Genomic DNA, 16,642 nt, shown 5'->3' on the forward strand with positions numbered 1-16,642 from the left:
CATTATCTAGTTTTGAGAGAACCATCTCAATTCTATAGCTTGGTGGCGATAGCAAAGAGGTCACACCCGTTCCCATGCCGAACACGGTCGTTAAGCTCTTTTGCGCCGATGGTAGTTGGGGGCTTCCCCCTGTGAGAGTAGGACGTTGCCAGGCAGATAAAACACAATCCATTAGGATTGTGTTTTTTAGTATGCATAAAGGGATAAGGAGCGCAAAAGAGCTTAAGTAGGAGAGGAAGGGTTAGCTAGGACGTTGTCAGGCAGTCTCCCCGTCTCAATCAACTGACCCAATAAACAACAAACTCAATACAATACCACATGACAATGAGACCAATAGCTCGTAAACCGGTGCAAAAAACAACCTTTGACGCAATGAGCCTCAGAACCCGAGCAATTACAAGGAATGCCGACGTAATTGCACACTTAACTCACGCAATAACGTCCTCAATCCGCGCAATAGGTATAGACACCGTACAAGCTACAGGTAACAAGTTACGAAGCGATCTTATCATTGGCCTCAATCACGCTTAAGTAACCCTACAATAAGAGCTGGCACTCTATGTTGAGCATAGTTCACATATTGGGTGATGAAGGGGAGGTCATTACCATCAAATGTATGCAGCAGCTCTCCCCACCACTCTGTTTCATACCGGCAGATCATGCTGAGGTTGTATAATAATAAATAATGTACTAATACTTCTGGCAAACGTAAATGACTTTCTTTCGTTTTAAAAAGATGAGGTATATTATCTTGATCGAATATAAAAGGAAAACCATTAAGAGTTGATGGTTTCTTAGAAAAAGGTATGGAAATATATCTTTTATCTTCTTCAATAGAGGCTCCTTTTTTATACCACGGTTGTTGCTGGTAGTGAATAAACTGGGTAAATCGATTTGCGGTCATGTGATAAGTATCTAAAATATTGGAAGAGAAACGTATCACTGACGTTTCGTATATGCCTTTTTCTAAGTATTTAGCGTAGTTAAACTGTTTAAAAAGGGTTTGCATTTCTGGTAATTGCTGCAATAAAGATGTCATTTTTATTTTCTCATAATCCAAATGTTTCATGTGAAACATTTTTTCTAGTAAATGAGAGAACAGTCCATTTCGTTGGATTTTCACTTCATCATCTAAAAACGTAAAACCTGATTTTTTACGTTTTCTCGTTGTTACCCCATGAGCTAAGACTTGCGAATTTGCAGGATATGTGGGGTCTTTTGTGAGTATAGCTGCTTTTAAGAATTGAACAAGTCCATAAAATAAGAGCATCGGTTTTAACTCCATAGGAGCCATACCAGCTTGTTCTGTGTAAAGCTGTCCGTGTTTCAAGTGATAAATGAATGTATAGCAAGTGTTAAAGCTCTTTGTTTTTGGCTGCTCAATATTGGTCTCTTCATATGATTTTGTTAAATAAGATCTTGTGAAGGCAGCTGAATAGAATGGATCGAGCTGTTTATAATAGTGAGTCAATATGATCACCACCTTTTTCTGTTTATTGGGAAAAATCGCACTTTATATGACTTCTTGACAGTAGTTTGCCCAGTTGATAAGCTACTAATAATATTTTCAAGCATGATTTATGGAAACTATATTTTATGAATAAACCTTTTGGGGAGGATGAATGTACTAATGTGGGAGAATAAATTTCAAAAAGAGGGTTTAACGTTTGATGATGTATTACTAGTTCCTGCTAGGTCAGAAATATTACCTCGTGATGTGTCGGTGAAAACGAAGTTATCGGAGAATCTTCAATTAAATATCCCGTTAATTAGTGCAGGTATGGATACGGTAACCGAAGCGGCAATGGCGATTGCTATGGCACGTGAAGGTGGTCTTGGAATCATTCATAAAAACATGTCAATTGAAGAGCAAGCTGAACAAGTTGATCGTGTTAAACGTTCAGAAAGCGGAGTTATCACAAATCCATTCTTCTTAACTCCTGATCGTCAAGTGTTTGACGCGGAGCATTTAATGGGAAAATACAGAATCTCAGGCGTACCAATTGTTGATGAGGATCAGAAGCTTGTTGGAATTTTGACAAACCGTGATTTGCGCTTTATCGAAGATTATTCAATTCAAATTGATGAAGTTATGACTAAAGAAGATTTAGTCACTGCTCCTGTTGGGACAACACTTCAGGAAGCTGAATCAATTTTACAGAAGTACAAAATTGAAAAGCTTCCGCTTGTTGATGATGAAGGAATCTTAAAAGGGTTAATTACAATTAAAGATATTGAGAAGGTTATCGAATTCCCTAACTCGGCCAAAGACTCCCAAGGAAGATTGGTTGTAGGTGCTGCAATCGGTGTTTCTGCAGACGCTGATACTCGTATTGCTGCTTTAGTAGAAGCTGGTGTAGATGCGATTGTTATTGATACAGCTCATGGTCATTCTAGAGGGGTACTAGACAAGGTTAGTGCAGTTCGTGAACAATATCCTGACTTAACAATTATTGCAGGAAACGTGGCTACAGCAGAAGCTACAAGAGATCTAATTGAAGCGGGAGCAGATGTAGTAAAGGTTGGAATTGGACCTGGTTCCATCTGTACAACACGTGTTGTAGCAGGAATCGGTGTACCGCAAATTACTGCTGTTTATGACTGTGCTACAGAAGCCCGCAAGCATGGTGTACCGATTATTGCGGACGGCGGAATCAAGTATTCTGGAGACATCGTAAAAGCATTGGCAGCCGGTGGACATGCTGTTATGTTAGGCAGTCTTTTAGCTGGAGTGAGTGAGAGCCCTGGCGAGCGAGAAATTTACCAAGGCCGTCAATTTAAAGTGTACCGTGGCATGGGTTCTCTTGGTGCAATGGAAAAAGGAAGTAAAGATCGCTATTTCCAAGAGAATGCACAAAAGCTTGTACCAGAAGGTATTGAAGGACGTATTCCTTATAAAGGGCCGTTAAATGATACGATCCACCAGCTTATCGGCGGAATACGTGCTGGGATGGGGTACTGCGGAACAGCTACATTAGATGATTTACGTAATGACGGGCAGTTCATCCGTATTACTGGAGCAGGCTTACGTGAGAGCCACCCTCATGACGTTCAAATTACGAAAGAAGCTCCAAACTACTCAGTATAATCCGTTTAAAATAGTTCACAAAAAAGGTATAAAGACTAAGATAGATAGGGCCTTCCCTATCTATTTTTTTATGGATTGTTGTGATAAAATAACGCTTATGTGAGAAAAATGTGGAGGTGCGATTGTGAAATTGTTAGGTAAGAAAAAATGGGTTGCCGCGTTCATGTCATTTATTTTAATGGCTACGCTTATAGTACAACCAGCAACAGCTGATGCAGCGCTTGATTTAGATGCAGAATCAGCTATTTTAGTAGAGGCAGAGTCTGGTAAAATTTTATATCAAAAGAATATAGATGCTGTTTTACCATTGGCAAGTATGACTAAAATGATGAGTGAATATTTAATTTTAGAGGCGATCAGTGAGGGGCGTATTAGCTGGGATCAGCAAGTACCGATTAGTGACTGGGTTAGAACGCTTTCTCTTCAAACCGCTTTATCAAATGTTCCTCTTCGTCAAGATGAAACGTATACAGTTCGTGACCTATATGAATCTGTAGCAATTTATTCTGCAAATGCTTCAACGATTGCTTTAGCTGAATTAATCTCCGGCTCAGAAACACAATTTGTTCAACTGATGAACGAAAAAGGGGAAGAGCTTGGATTAGAAGATTTTAATTTCGTTAATTCATCTGGTTTAAATAACCGTGACTTACAAGGAAATCATCCAGAGGGAACGGGTGCCGAAGCTGAAAATGAAATGTCTGCTAGAGCAACTGCTAAACTAGCATATGCTCTATTACGTGATTATCCTGAAGTGCTTGAAACAGCAAGTATTCCTATGAAGGATTTCCAAGCAGGCCCTGGAGAAGTCATTCCGATGGAAAACTGGAACTGGATGCTTCCAACTATCCGGCCTCAGCACGATTATGAGGGGATTGACGGTCTTAAAACCGGATTCACATCTGCTGCTGGAAATACCTTTACTGGAACAGCAGAGCGAGATGGAATGCGTTTGATCTCGGTTGTCATGCGTACAGAATCACGTGATGCACGCTTTAATGAGACAAGAAAATTATTAGATTTTGGTTTTAATAACTTTAGTACGGTTGAGCTTTTTGATGAAGGACATGTAGTGGAAGGTGAGGAGAGCTTGCCGGTAGCTGCGGGTAAAGAACGTGAAGTCGCTATTTCAAGTGCAGAAGCGCTTTCTGCCGTTGTAAGAAATGGACAAAACGATCAATACAGTGTAGAGCTTGGCCTTGATCAAGAAAAGTTAAATGAAGATGGTGAATTAGTTGCTCCTCTAGAAGCAGGAGAAGCAGTAGGGACTCTTTCTCTTTCATTTGAAGGAGAAGGCGAGGAATTTTTATATTCCGGCCAGCAGGAAGGCGTTCCGATGGTAACTGATACAGCAGTTGAGAAGGCTGGATGGTTCACGATGATGATGCGTGGCATTGGTGGATTTTTCTCTGGGATCTGGAATGCAGCTGTTAATACTGTAAGCGGATGGTTCTCATAATCTGAAGCTGATTGCCATTTAAAGAATGAGCGAGTCTATTGGGAAAAATAGGCTCGTTCTTTTTAAAAAATAATAACAGAAAATTATGCGAACATCTTAGTTTTGCGGTATACTATTAAAGATAAGCAAGTCCAACTAACAAGAACGGTCTAGGAGGAAATACATATGAGTCAAACAGGTACTGATCGCGTAAAACGTGGTATGGCAGAAATGCAAAAAGGTGGCGTCATCATGGACGTTATCAATGCTGAGCAAGCTAAAATTGCTGAGGAAGCAGGTGCGGTGGCTGTTATGGCCCTTGAGCGTGTACCAGCTGACATTCGTGCAGCAGGCGGCGTAGCACGTATGGCTGATCCAACTATTGTTGAAGAAGTTTTAAATGCTGTATCAATCCCAGTTATGGCAAAGGCACGTATTGGCCACATTGTAGAGGCTCGTATTCTTGAGTCTATGGGCGTTGATTATATTGATGAGAGTGAAGTATTAACACCAGCTGATGAAGTGTATCACTTGTATAAGCGTGATTTCACCGTACCTTTCGTATGTGGAGCGCGTGACTTAGGTGAAGCTGCTCGTCGTATTGGCGAAGGGGCTTCTATGATTCGTACAAAGGGTGAGCCGGGAACAGGAAACATCGTTGAGGCAGTACGCCACATGCGTATGATGCAAGCTCAAGTGAAAAAAGTTGCTGGTATGTCTACAGATGAATTAATGACTGAAGCAAAAAATCTTGGTGCATCTTATGACTTGCTTCTTGAAATCAAAGAAACAGGTAAGCTTCCTGTAGTTAACTTTGCAGCAGGCGGTATTGCAACTCCAGCAGATGCAGCATTAATGATGCAGCTTGGTGCTGACGGTGTATTCGTAGGTTCTGGTATCTTCAAGTCAGATAATCCAGAAAAATTTGCACGTGCGATTGTTGAAGCAACGACTCACTTTGAGGATTATGCTCTAATTGCTGAACTTTCAAAAGGTCTTGGTACGGCAATGAAAGGGATTGAAATTTCAACTCTTCAGCCATCTGAACGTATGCAGGAGCGCGGCTGGTAAGAAGCTTAGTTTTTCATATAGAAAGGATACAACGAGATGTTAAAAATAGGTGTATTGGCCCTTCAGGGTGCTGTGCGTGAACATGCTGCTTGTCTTCAAGGTCCTGAGGTCGAAGTCATAGCAGTTAAAAAAGTTGAACAGCTTGATGAGCTCGATGGCCTTGTTCTTCCTGGCGGGGAAAGCACGACCATGCGTCGCTTAATTGATAAATACAACTTTCTAGAACCTTTAAAAGCATTTGCAGAGACCGGAAAGCCTGTCTTTGGAACATGTGCAGGTCTCATTTTAATGGCAAAGGATATTGCAGGGCAGCCAGAGGGTCACCTTTCTTTAATGAATATGACCGTTGAGCGAAATGCTTTTGGACGTCAACGTGAGAGCTTTGAAGCTGATCTTATTGTCACTGATGTGGGCGAGGATGTTCGTGCAGTATTTATCCGTGCGCCGCTGATAAAAGAGGTCGGTGAGGATGTAGAAGTAATTTCGAAGTTTAATGATGAGATTGTAGCAGCTAGAGAAGGACGTTTTCTTGCTTGCTCTTTCCATCCCGAATTAACAGACGATCACCGTTTTCATCAGTATTTTGTCGATATGGTTGCACAAGCTAAGCTAGAAGGTGTAAAATCTGTATAACAGACAATGCGTAGATAGGGAATAGTAAATAAAGCTGCTTCTACAGAGAGCTGACGGCCGGTGTGAGTCAGTGTAGCACTTTTTTGAATCCACCCTTGAGTGAGTGGTGAAGCACTAAGCTGAAGCCATTCCGGTAAAGATAGCCGTTATCTATCTTTAGAGTGGTCTATATTTTATATATAGGCAACAAGGGTGGTATCGCGGGTGCTCTCGTCCCTTCTTCTTAGCTGAAGAGTGGATGAGAGCTTTTTTATTTGTCTAGGCTTGTCAAATAGAAGATTTTATTTAAGGAGGAATAAACATGTTAGATGTAAAACGATTAAGAAATGATTTCGCTGATATAAAAGAGAAGCTTTCAACACGTGGTGAGGACATCTCTGGATTAGATCAGTTTGGAGACCTTGATGAAAAGCGCCGTGCCATTATTGTAGAGGTGGAAGAGTTAAAAAGCAGACGTAATCAGGTGTCACAAGAAGTTGCTCAATTAAAACGTGAGAAAAAAGAAGCTGACCACCTCATTAAAGAAACAAGAGAGGTCTCTGAGAAGGTTAAACAATTAGATGAGGAACTGCGCGGTCTTGATGCAGAGCTTGATCATCTTCTTTTAACGATTCCAAATGTGCCGCATGAATCAACGCCAGTAGGTGAAACAGAAGATGATAATGTAGAAGCACGCAAATGGGGCGAGGTGCGTTCATTTGAATTTGAACCTAAGCCGCATTGGGATCTAGCAACAGACCTAGGTATTCTAGATTTTGAGCGCGCATCAAAAGTAACTGGAAGCCGTTTTGTGTTTTATAAAGGGCTCGGAGCGCGTCTAGAGCGTGCATTAATGAACTTTATGATGGATCTTCATCAAGATGAACATGGCTATGAGGAAGTTCTTCCTCCTTACATGGTCAACCGCACAAGCATGACAGGCACCGGGCAGCTGCCAAAGTTTGAAGAAGATGCCTTCAAGATTCGTGAGGAAGATTACTTCTTAATTCCAACAGCAGAAGTCCCTGTTACAAACATGCACCGTGATGAAATTTTGCAAGCTGATCAATTGCCGATTGCCTATACAGCGTTTAGTGCTTGTTTCCGCTCAGAAGCAGGGTCAGCTGGCCGTGATACACGAGGCTTAATTCGCCAGCATCAATTCAATAAAGTAGAGCTTGTTCGTTTTGTAAAGCCTGAGGATTCATATCAAGAGCTTGAAAACTTAACTGGTCACGCGGAGAAAGTACTGCAATTACTAGAGCTTCCTTATCGTGTCATGAGCATGTGTACTGCAGATTTAGGCTTTACTGCAGCCAAGAAATACGATATTGAAGTATGGATTCCAAGCTATGACTCTTACCGCGAAATTTCTTCATGCAGTAACTTTGAAGATTTCCAAGCGCGCCGTGCGAACATTAAATTCCGCCGTGAGCCAAAAGCGAAAGCAGAGTTTGTTCATACGTTGAATGGATCAGGTCTTGCAGTCGGCCGTACAGTTGCTGCGATCCTAGAGAATTATCAGTTAGAAGATGGATCAATTGAGATTCCTAAAGTACTGCGTCCATACATGGGCAATGTTGAGAGAATCGGGTAATATAAAAAAACCCCTTACAGCACGCATGCTGTAAGGGGTTTTTAGTTTAAACATAATTAGGTTTGCGCTCTCCTGATTCAATTTCTTCCATGTAGTGACATGCTGCTTGGTGGCCTTCTTTCATATAATCGGCTGCACGCAGTTCAGGAGTATCTGTCTTACATTTCTCTGTTGCAAATGGACAACGAGTATGGAAGCGGCATCCTTGTGGAGGATTGATTGGAGAAGGAACATCACCCTTTAAGATGATACGCTCTTTCTTGCGCTCAGGGTCCGGTACAGGGATAGCTGATAATAATGCTTTTGTATAAGGGTGCTGCGGATTATCAAATAATGATTTCTTATCACCGATCTCAACGATGCGGCCCAAATACATTACAATAACTCGATCAGAAATATGACGTACAACGCCTAAGTCATGAGAAATAAACAGGTAAGTCAGCTGAAATTCACGCTGCAGACGTTTTAATAAGTTAATAACCTGTGCTTGGATGGATACATCAAGAGCTGATACAGCCTCATCACAAATAATTAATTTAGGGTCAACAGATAACGCACGTGCAATTCCGATACGCTGACGCTGACCGCCACTGAATTCATGAGGGAAGCGGTCAATTTGGTGAGCACCAAGACCAACTGTTTCCATTAACTCTTTAATACGGTCTGCACGCTTTTCACGTGGAATAACATTTTGAATCTCCATTGCCTCATCAAGTACTTGACGAACCGTTTGACGAGGGTTGATCGATGCATATGGATCTTGGAAAATGATCTGAAGATCTTTACGTTTTTTACGCATTTGCGATTTATTTAAGGCAAGTAAGTCCTCACCGTCAAACTCAACTGTCCCATCAGTTGGTTCATCTAAACGTAAGATTGCACGTCCTGTAGTAGACTTACCACAGCCAGATTCCCCTACGATACTTACTGTTTCACCTTCATAGATGGTAAATGATACACCATCTACTGCCTTAACGTGATTTACTGTACGACCAAGTAAACCACCTTTGATCGGGAAGTACTGCTTTAGGTCATTAACCTTAAGAAGTTCTTTCTTCATACACGTTCACCTCCGGGTCCCCGTCCCACTCATCTGAATAAATCCAGCAACGAATTTGGTTTCCATTTTCATCTTCTTCAAGCTCCGGTAAACGCTCACGGCAGATGTCACTTGCAAACGGACAACGCGGAGCGAAACGACAGCCCTTAGGCATATCTGCAGGACTTGGTACAGATCCTTTAATAACAGATAGCTCCTCACCATCCAAATCAATATCATGACGCGGAAGGGAGTTTAGAAGACCGACTGTATACGGGTGGCGTGGGTTTTTGAATAAATCTTTAATGCTTGCGTATTCAACCACTTTACCGCAATACATAACTGCAACATAATCACATGTTTCAGCAACTACACCTAGGTCATGTGTAATCATAATGATCGACATACCTAAGCGGTCTTGAAGGTCTTTCATTAATTCAAGAATTTGTGCTTGAATCGTTACATCAAGTGCTGTTGTAGGTTCATCGGCAATAAGAAGCTCTGGATTACAAGCAAGAGCCATTGCAATCATCACACGTTGACGCATACCACCAGATAATTCATGCGGATACTGATGAACACGCTGCTCTGGTGACGGGATGCCTACTAGCTTTAGCATTTCAATCGAACGTTCGATTGCTTTTTTCTTTCCTAAGCCTTCATGAATTCTAAAGGCCTCTCCGATTTGCTCTCCTACTGTGTAAACAGGATTAAGAGAAGTCATTGGCTCTTGGAAAATCATTGAAATTTCATTTCCACGAATCTTACGCATTTTAGCCTCAGATTTTTTAAGAAGATCTTCTCCTTTGAAGATCATTTCTCCCCCAACGACTTTTCCTGGATTTTGGATTAAACGAAGAATTGATAATGAGGTAATACTTTTACCTGAACCAGATTCTCCAACAATACCAAGTGTTTTACCTTTTGGTACATCGAATGTAACGCCATCAACAGCTTTTACTTCACCTTGATCAGTGAAGAATGATGTACGAAGGTCCCGCACTTGAATAATGGATTCATTTGTAGTCAAAATGTTTCACACCCTTCATTAATAAGTAAGTCTTAATCAAGGTCAATACGCTTGTTTAAGAAGCGGTAAGAAATATCTACGAGTAAGTTCACGAGAACGAATAGTAATGAAATAACAAGTACTGTACCTTGTACGATAGGGAAGTCACGTGCACGAATCGCATCAATGATTAAACGTCCCATACCGTTAATAGCAAATACTGTTTCTGTTAATACTGTTCCGCCAAGAAGCACACCAAATTGTAAACCAACGACTGTTACAACAGGAATTAATGCATTCTTAAGAGCGTGACGGTAAATAACAACTCTTTCTTTTACCCCTTTAGCACGTGCAGTTCGAATATAATCTTGTCCGATAACTTCTAACATACTTGAACGAGTCATACGAGCAACAATGGCTGCCCCTGCCGTACCGAGAGTAATAACCGGAAGGACGGCTTGCTGCCAGGATCCCCATCCCGAAGGCAAGAACCATCGGAATTCGATAGCAAAGTATTGAATTAACATTAATCCAAGCCAGAAGTTAGGCATTGAAAGACCGAATAGAGCCACAATCATAATCATTGTATCTAAGAACGTGTAATGTCTTGTTGCTGAAATGATACCGGCAATTAAACCAATAAATACAGATAAAATCGTACTGTATATGGCAAGTTCTATTGTTACCCAGAACCGGCCTGAAATTTCTTGAGTTACTTCACGGCCACTACGGATCGAATTCCCTAAATCACCCTGTATTGCATTTCCAATATAATTAAAGTACTGCTGTGGGAGCGGATCATTTAAGCCTAGTCGCTCACGCATTTGCTCAACTTGAGCTTCGGATGCACTTTCACCGGCGATGATTTGAGCCGGGTCACCAGGAATGAGGTGCATCATTGAGAAAACGAGAATTGTAACACCAAAAAGAACAGGGATCGTTTGAATTAATCGTCTAACTATATAAGTAAACAATCATCTACACCTCTTTTCTAGTTTTTCATTTTCGGATCAAGTGCATCACGTAATCCGTCACCAAAAATATTAAATGCTAGTACAACAATAACAATCGCCAAACCTGGGAATAACGCTACATGTGGTGCGTCATACATATAATTTCGTCCGGCACTTAACATTGCCCCCCACTCCGGAGTTGGAGGCTGAGCGCCCATTCCTAAGAATGATAGACCACTAGCGGTAAGAATCGCTGTTGCCATACGCAAAGTAGCTTGGACAATAATAGGTGATAAAATATTCGGTAAAATGTGTTTAAAAATAATACGCCCGTCGCTTGCACCAAGTGCACGAACAGCATCCACGTATTCTAGCTTTCTAACAGAAAGTACAGATCCACGTACAATCCTTGCAAATACAGGAATCGAGAATATTCCGACAGCTATGATTACATTTGTTAAGCTTCCGCCTAATACACTTACAATAGCTAAAGCTAGTAAAATACCAGGGAATGCTAGTAATACATCCATGCAACGCATAATAAATGCATCTACACGCTTGCCGTAATAACCAGAAATCAATCCTAGGAAAACACCAAAAACAGTACCGATAATAACAGAGAAGAGGCCAATATATAATGTAATTGACATTCCATGAATAATACGGCTGAAGATATCACGACCATGATGGTCTGTTCCGAACCAGTGTTCAGATGAAGGAGTTGCAAGTTTGTTCACATGATTTTGAACCGTTGGATCGTACGGTGCAAAAAATGGACCGATAATCGCTACAATAACAAAAAATAAGATCAGAATTCCTCCGACCATAGCAGCTTTGTTTTTACGAAGCTTTCTATAGAAGTTTTTCATACTCTTAACCCGAGGGCTCGGAGGAGGACTTTTTGTCATAGCATCATTTATCGTCTGTTCGCTCATAATAGACACCCTTTCTCAAAATGCTTTAAATTTTGACAAAATTATTGTTATACTACACCGCATTATTATATCACGTACATAATTTTTTACAATGTTTAAAATACTTTTGTAAGATAATGTCGTTTGTTAGTTTATTTTAAACATTCTGAATAATAAATGGATTATGTAAGCGTTTTCCATTTTACCTTTCTTCAATAAAAATGAGAAAGTAAATGAACTATTAATAATTTTATAAAATTTCTTGTTTTATTGTGAAAGTTAAGTTATAGTAATATTGAATTTTAAAAGTTCACACAAAAAGGAATTTAAGGGGGTTTTTAAAAGTGAAGATGTCTAAAAATTCACTTTTCGCTTTCTTGCTTGCGATGGTACTAGCTTTTGCGCTGGCAGCATGTGCAAGTGAGCCGGACAGTTCAGGCGAACCAGCTGGTGATGCAGATGGGGAAGATACTGAAGCTGCAGAAGGTGCAGAAGGCGGCGATTTAGTTATTGCTACATTATCAGATGCAGTATCATTAGATCCTGCAAGCTCAAATGACGTTCCATCAAGTAACGTTATTGCTAACATTTTTGAAACACTTGTTTATCAAAACGAAGATCTTGAGCTTGAGCCTGGCTTAGCTGAAGATTGGGAAATGATCGATGATAACACATGGGAATTCAAAATCCGTGAAGGAGTAACTTTCCATGATGATTCAGAATTAAACGCTGAGGTTGTAAAAGCTAACTTTGATCGTATTCTTGATCCAGAAGTTGCATCTCCACGTTCTTTCTTAATTGATATGGTAACAAGCATTGAAGCAACTGATGAGTATACTCTTCAATTAACAACTGAGTATCCTTTCTCTCCGCTTCCTGCTCACTTAGCTCATAACGGACTTTCTATTAGTTCACTTCCTTCTATTGAAGCGGACCAAGAAGCTGTAGCTGGCGGAGGAACTCCTGGTGCTTCAATCAGTGAAAACCCAGTCGGAACTGGTTTCTTCAAATTCGAAGAGTGGAACCCTGGTACAGCTGTGAAATTAGTTAAAAATGAAGATTACTGGGGCGAGCCTGCAAAGGTTGACTCTGTAACATTCTCTGTAGTACCTGAAGATTTAACTCGTATTGCTGAGCTTGAAACAGGTGGAGCACACATTATTTTCCCTGTCAGCCCAAGTGATGTAACACGTGTTGAGAATACTCCAGAAGTAAGTCTTGATCGTACAAACAGTGTGAGTCTTTCATACATCGGGTTCAACATGGACAAAGAGCCATTTGATGATGAGCGTGTTCGTCAAGCAATCTCAATGGCAATTAATAAAGAAGGTATTATCAGCGGTATCTTAGATGACACTGGTATCCCTGCGGTTGGACCGCTTGCTCCAGATGTATTTGGTTTTGATGATTCTGTTGAGCCATTAGGTTATGACACAGAAGCTGCACAAGAACTTCTTGCTGAAGCTGGTTTTGAAGATGGATTCTCTACAACAATTTGGACAAATGACAGTCGTGAGCGTATGGCAATCGCTGAGTATGTTCAAGCTGAACTTGCGAAAATTAATGTAGATGTAAGTATTGAGATCCTTGAGTGGGGTGCTTATTTAGAGCAAACTGCTAACGGACAACATGATATGTTTATCCTAGGCTGGTCTGTAGTTACAGGTGATGCTGACTACGGTATGTACCCACTATTCCACTCATCTAATGTAGGTGAAGCCGGTAACCGTACATTCATGCAAGATGCTGAGCTTGATGAGATCTTAGAAGAAGCTCGTCAAACAGCTGATGAGGAAACTCGTCTAGGTCTTTACAAGCAAGCGCAAGAAATGTTAGTTGAAGATGCTCCAATGATCTACCTTTACCATCAAGAGTACCTTGTAGGTCTTCGTGATGAAGTACAAGGTTTCTGGAAACATCCAAACGGAACTTACATGCTTCATGATGTAACGATCAACTAATATAATAGAAGAAAGATGGTCTTTTGAAAAAAGATCATCTTTTTTTATAAAAAAGCTTGCACTACTTTATGTAGGATGATATTATATTCCTTGTCAGCAGGTTTGTAACAACACGGAGGAATACCCAAGTCCGGCTGAAGGGATCGGTCTTGAAAACCGACAGGCGGGTTAAACCGCGCGGGGGTTCGAATCCCTCTTCCTCCGCCATATTTTAAAATGACACACATCACCTATTGGGTGGTGTTTTTTTATATCTATATACATTGCGAGGAGGTTGCTCTGGTGGCTGAGACACACGAGGATTGGATGAAGCTTGCGCTGCGGGAAGCTGATGCGGCGGAGCAAATAGGAGAGGTGCCGATCGGAGCAGTGATTGTGAAAGACGGCGAAGTGATTGCTGCTGCTCATAATCGCAGGGAGTGTGACCATCAAGCAATCGCGCATGCAGAATTACTTGCCATAAAAGAAGCGTGCGATGTGTTAGGCAACTGGAGGTTGTCTGGCTGCACTCTTTATGTAACGCTTGAACCATGCCCAATGTGCGCAGGGGCCATTGTACAGTCTCGGTTAGATCTTGTAGTATATGGTGCAGCAGACCCTAAGGCTGGCTGTGCAGGAACGTTAATGAACCTGCTGGACGAACCGCGATTTAATCATCGTGCAGAAGTGGTAAGCGGGTGTTTAGAAACAGAGTGTGGAGAAAGGCTTACCACCTTTTTTCGAAAGCTTAGAGCAAAAAGAAAGGAAGCGAAAAGAAATGGAGCTTCCTAATTCTTACACTTGCAATTTCTCCTCAAACAAACTATACTAGGAAATGCGTCAGTAAGACGCCTAACAACGTTATACAATTTGCCGTGCTAGGTGGGGAGGTAGCGGTGCCCTGTACCCGCAATCCGCTGTAGCGGGACTGAATCCCTTTCCGAGGTTTTGTCATCGTAAGGTCTGACCTAAGTAAGTGGTGTTGACGCTTGGGTTCCACGCAACGGAAACCCACGAACCCTGTCAGGTCCGGAAGGAAGCAGCAGTAAGTGGCCCCTTCCGTGTGCCGTGGAGCAGCCTGGGCCGAGCTAACTGCTTAGGTAACGCTTAGGGTGGCACTATCGAAGAAAGGTGCACGGTATTATATACATAAGATAACAACTGCTTTTGCGGTTGTTTTTTTATTGGGTTTTTTTATAGGTATCCCCCTTAAGATACTTTATTATCATCTTTTAAATCAGTATAATATGGAGTAGTAAGTGAAGAAGGAGTGGGAATCAATGAGCTATCAAGCATTATACCGCGTATGGCGTCCGCAGCAATTAAGAGATGTTGTTGGACAGGAACATATAACGAAAACGCTTCAAAATGCTTTATTGCAAAATAAGTTTTCCCACGCTTATTTGTTTTCAGGACCACGCGGGACAGGTAAAACAAGTGCTGCAAAAATCATTTCTAAAGCAATCAACTGCGAGAAGGCCCCCGTGGCAGAGCCGTGCAATGAATGTGCTGCCTGTAAAGGGATCACCTCAGGTGCAATTGTAGATGTGATGGAGATTGATGCAGCATCAAATAACGGAGTAGATGAAATTCGTGATATTAGGGATAAGGTTAAGTTTGCGCCTAATGAAGTGCCTTACAAGGTATACATCATCGATGAGGTTCACATGCTTTCTACTGGTGCATTTAATGCTTTATTGAAAACATTAGAAGAACCTCCTGGTCATGTTATCTTCATTTTAGCGACAACTGAACCTCATAAAATTCCGTTAACGATTATTTCAAGATGTCAGCGCTTTGACTTCAAACGAATCCCGAATACGGCCATTGTAGGACGGATGAATCAGATACTCTTGCATGATGGGATAGAAGTAGATGATGAGGCTCTGAATATGATCGCCCGAGCCGCTGATGGAGGAATGCGTGATGCATTGAGTTTGCTTGACCAAGCGATCTCTTATGCTGAAGGTCCGTTAACATTAGAAGATGTTCTAGCGATCACAGGCGCTGTCTCAGAACAAGTTTTAGTTAATTTGGTGGAAGCAGTGGCAAATAAAGATTCGGCGGTCGTTCTTGAATCACTTGATCAGCTTGTAAGAGATGGGAAAGAACCTGGCCGTATTTTAGAAGATCTTATCTACTACATGAGAGATTTGCTGTTATGTAAAACGGCTCCTGATTCGAAAGATTTATTAGAAAGAGCAGATTCGGGAGATATAGCTGTTTCTCTAAGCGAACAATTTGACTTCCCTTGGCTGTATCAAGCGATTGAGGTTTTGAATGGCTCGGTGCAAGAGATGAAATGGTCTACCCATCCGAAAGTGATTCTCGAGATGGCCTTAATAAGGTTAGTGAATCAGCGTCCAAGCGAATCTTCTGCCGGTAGTGAAGTTAAGTCAGAAACCGTTAAGCAGCTAGAGGCAAAAATTATTTCCCTTGAAAAAGTAGTGAAGCAGCTTCAAGCAGGAGGCGGTACCCCATCAACTATGGGGGATAGCGCACCTCAACAGTCGGTAAGACGGCCGAAAAAGCAAATTCCTCAAACGAGAGTAAATACATCTAAAGTAAAAGAGCTTCTTAAGGGAGCGAGTAAGCAGGAGCTTCAAAAGGTTACAGGGCAGTGGGGTTCTGTAATGGAACAAGTGAAAGCTCAAAATATTCCTGCACATGCCTGGTTGAGTGACAGCCGTCCAGTTGCAGCTGCTGAAGGCTTCATCCTTCTAGCGTTTCAAAATGAAATGCATCGTGATATGATGGATACAAAGTTCCGTCCATTTTTAGAAGAGGTGTTTCAGCAGATATTCTCCACTCAAGTGACCTTTATGACACTGCTTCAAACTCAGTGGGATAGGTTGAAGGAAGAGTATATGAAGGAACAGCGCGGGGGAGAGAGTGAGAGTGACCCTGTTGTAGACGAAGCACTCAAATTAGTAGGTGCAGATCTAGTCGAAATAATAGACGGTTAAAACAAGGAGGATCTT

The 16,642-nt window shown here is 41.5% G+C and carries 13 protein-coding genes, 1 tRNA gene, 1 rRNA gene, 1 other RNA gene and 1 other annotated feature; of the genes, 11 read left to right on the forward strand and 5 right to left on the reverse strand.

Annotated features, from left to right (window positions below; genetic code table 11):
* Positions 1-38: 38 nt before the first annotated feature.
* Positions 39-154, forward strand: a 5S ribosomal RNA gene (gene rrf / locus PQ478_RS00055).
* Positions 155-517: 363 nt separating this feature from the next.
* Here the strand turns inward: rrf and PQ478_RS00060 are convergent.
* Positions 518-1,480 carry a YaaC family protein gene (locus PQ478_RS00060; protein WP_289235505.1) on the reverse strand — a complete coding sequence of 321 codons (963 nt, stop codon included), beginning with the start codon at positions 1,478-1,480 and terminating at the stop codon, positions 518-520.
* A 150-nt stretch (positions 1,481-1,630) separates the two neighbouring features.
* Here PQ478_RS00060 and guaB point away from each other — a divergent pair, with 150 nt between their 5' ends.
* The 5 genes from guaB (at position 1,631) to serS (ending at position 7,806) form a co-directional block, all read left to right on the forward strand.
* Positions 1,631-3,088 (forward strand): IMP dehydrogenase, encoded by a 1,458-nt coding sequence (guaB, locus tag PQ478_RS00065; RefSeq protein ID WP_075684328.1) that lies wholly within the window; start codon positions 1,631-1,633, stop codon positions 3,086-3,088.
* A 163-nt stretch (positions 3,089-3,251) separates the two neighbouring features.
* Positions 3,252-4,547: a D-alanyl-D-alanine carboxypeptidase family protein gene (locus PQ478_RS00070; RefSeq protein WP_435521074.1), complete on the forward strand. Its 1,296-nt coding sequence runs from the start codon at positions 3,252-3,254 to the stop codon at positions 4,545-4,547.
* Positions 4,548-4,712: 165 nt separating this feature from the next.
* Positions 4,713-5,597 (forward strand): pyridoxal 5'-phosphate synthase lyase subunit PdxS, encoded by an 885-nt coding sequence (pdxS, locus tag PQ478_RS00075; protein ID WP_075684329.1) that lies wholly within the window; start codon positions 4,713-4,715, stop codon positions 5,595-5,597.
* Between the two features lie 36 nt (positions 5,598-5,633).
* The gene (pdxT, locus tag PQ478_RS00080; RefSeq protein ID WP_289235507.1) at positions 5,634-6,230 is read left to right on the forward strand and encodes a pyridoxal 5'-phosphate synthase glutaminase subunit PdxT; all 597 of its coding nucleotides are present in this window, start codon (positions 5,634-5,636) and stop codon (positions 6,228-6,230) included.
* A 2-nt stretch (positions 6,231-6,232) separates the two neighbouring features.
* Positions 6,233-6,451, forward strand: a binding site (T-box leader).
* An 80-nt stretch (positions 6,452-6,531) separates the two neighbouring features.
* Positions 6,532-7,806 carry a serine--tRNA ligase gene (gene serS / locus PQ478_RS00085; protein WP_289235508.1) on the forward strand — a complete coding sequence of 425 codons (1,275 nt, stop codon included), beginning with the start codon at positions 6,532-6,534 and terminating at the stop codon, positions 7,804-7,806.
* A gap of 46 nt (positions 7,807-7,852) precedes the next feature.
* Here the strand turns inward: serS and PQ478_RS00090 are convergent, their stop codons facing one another.
* Genes PQ478_RS00090 through opp1C form a run of 4 tightly spaced genes read right to left on the reverse strand, consistent with a single transcriptional unit; the run spans position 7,853 to position 11,742 of the window.
* On the reverse strand, positions 7,853-8,866 hold the full coding sequence (locus PQ478_RS00090) for an ABC transporter ATP-binding protein (RefSeq protein WP_289235509.1): 1,014 nt from the start codon (positions 8,864-8,866) through the stop codon (positions 7,853-7,855).
* On the reverse strand, positions 8,847-9,875 hold the full coding sequence (locus tag PQ478_RS00095) for an ABC transporter ATP-binding protein (RefSeq protein WP_289235510.1): 1,029 nt from the start codon (positions 9,873-9,875) through the stop codon (positions 8,847-8,849). The genes PQ478_RS00090 and PQ478_RS00095 overlap by 20 nt, the downstream gene beginning before the upstream one ends.
* Before the next feature lie 32 nt (positions 9,876-9,907).
* On the reverse strand, positions 9,908-10,828 hold the full coding sequence (gene nikB, locus PQ478_RS00100) for a nickel ABC transporter permease (RefSeq protein WP_012957034.1): 921 nt from the start codon (positions 10,826-10,828) through the stop codon (positions 9,908-9,910).
* A 17-nt stretch (positions 10,829-10,845) separates the two neighbouring features.
* Positions 10,846-11,742, reverse strand: a complete 897-nt coding sequence (gene opp1C, locus PQ478_RS00105) for a nickel/cobalt ABC transporter permease (RefSeq protein ID WP_012957035.1) — start codon at positions 11,740-11,742, stop codon at positions 10,846-10,848.
* A gap of 323 nt (positions 11,743-12,065) precedes the next feature.
* On the opposite strand from opp1C, the gene PQ478_RS00110 reads away from it, so the two are divergent.
* From PQ478_RS00110 to dnaX, 5 genes are all read left to right on the forward strand, one after another.
* Positions 12,066-13,682 carry a glutathione ABC transporter substrate-binding protein gene (locus tag PQ478_RS00110; protein WP_289235511.1) on the forward strand — a complete coding sequence of 539 codons (1,617 nt, stop codon included), beginning with the start codon at positions 12,066-12,068 and terminating at the stop codon, positions 13,680-13,682.
* A 114-nt stretch (positions 13,683-13,796) separates the two neighbouring features.
* Positions 13,797-13,889: transfer RNA gene (locus PQ478_RS00115), tRNA-Ser, on the forward strand.
* A 75-nt stretch (positions 13,890-13,964) separates the two neighbouring features.
* A complete protein-coding gene (gene tadA, locus PQ478_RS00120; RefSeq protein WP_289235512.1) occupies positions 13,965-14,453 on the forward strand; it encodes a tRNA adenosine(34) deaminase TadA in 489 nt (162 codons plus the stop codon).
* 81 nt (positions 14,454-14,534) lie between these two features.
* An RNA gene (gene ffs / locus PQ478_RS00125) (signal recognition particle sRNA large type) lies at positions 14,535-14,800 on the forward strand.
* A 141-nt stretch (positions 14,801-14,941) separates the two neighbouring features.
* Positions 14,942-16,627: a DNA polymerase III subunit gamma/tau gene (gene dnaX, locus PQ478_RS00130; RefSeq protein WP_289235513.1), complete on the forward strand. Its 1,686-nt coding sequence runs from the start codon at positions 14,942-14,944 to the stop codon at positions 16,625-16,627.
* Positions 16,628-16,642 lie beyond the last annotated feature (15 nt).

This window comes from Alkalihalophilus pseudofirmus, from assembly GCF_029094545.1.
Lineage (GTDB): Bacteria > Bacillota > Bacilli > Bacillales > Bacillaceae_D > Alkalihalophilus > Alkalihalophilus pseudofirmus.

What these genes read in the sequence shown, in the direction of transcription:
- guaB (WP_075684328.1), top strand. Translation starts at nt 1,631, where the DNA reads ATGTGGGAGAATAAATTTCAAAAAGAGGGTTTAACGTTTGATGATGTA.
- PQ478_RS00070 (WP_435521074.1), top strand. Translation starts at nt 3,252, where the DNA reads ATGTCATTTATTTTAATGGCTACGCTTATAGTACAACCAGCAACAGCT.
- pdxS (WP_075684329.1), top strand. Translation starts at nt 4,713, where the DNA reads ATGAGTCAAACAGGTACTGATCGCGTAAAACGTGGTATGGCAGAAATG.
- pdxT (WP_289235507.1), top strand. Translation starts at nt 5,634, where the DNA reads ATGTTAAAAATAGGTGTATTGGCCCTTCAGGGTGCTGTGCGTGAACAT.
- serS (WP_289235508.1), top strand. Translation starts at nt 6,532, where the DNA reads ATGTTAGATGTAAAACGATTAAGAAATGATTTCGCTGATATAAAAGAG.
- PQ478_RS00090 (WP_289235509.1), bottom strand. Translation starts at nt 8,866, where the DNA reads ATGAAGAAAGAACTTCTTAAGGTTAATGACCTAAAGCAGTACTTCCCG.
- opp1C (WP_012957035.1), bottom strand. Translation starts at nt 11,742, where the DNA reads ATGAGCGAACAGACGATAAATGATGCTATGACAAAAAGTCCTCCTCCG.
- dnaX (WP_289235513.1), top strand. Translation starts at nt 14,942, where the DNA reads ATGAGCTATCAAGCATTATACCGCGTATGGCGTCCGCAGCAATTAAGA.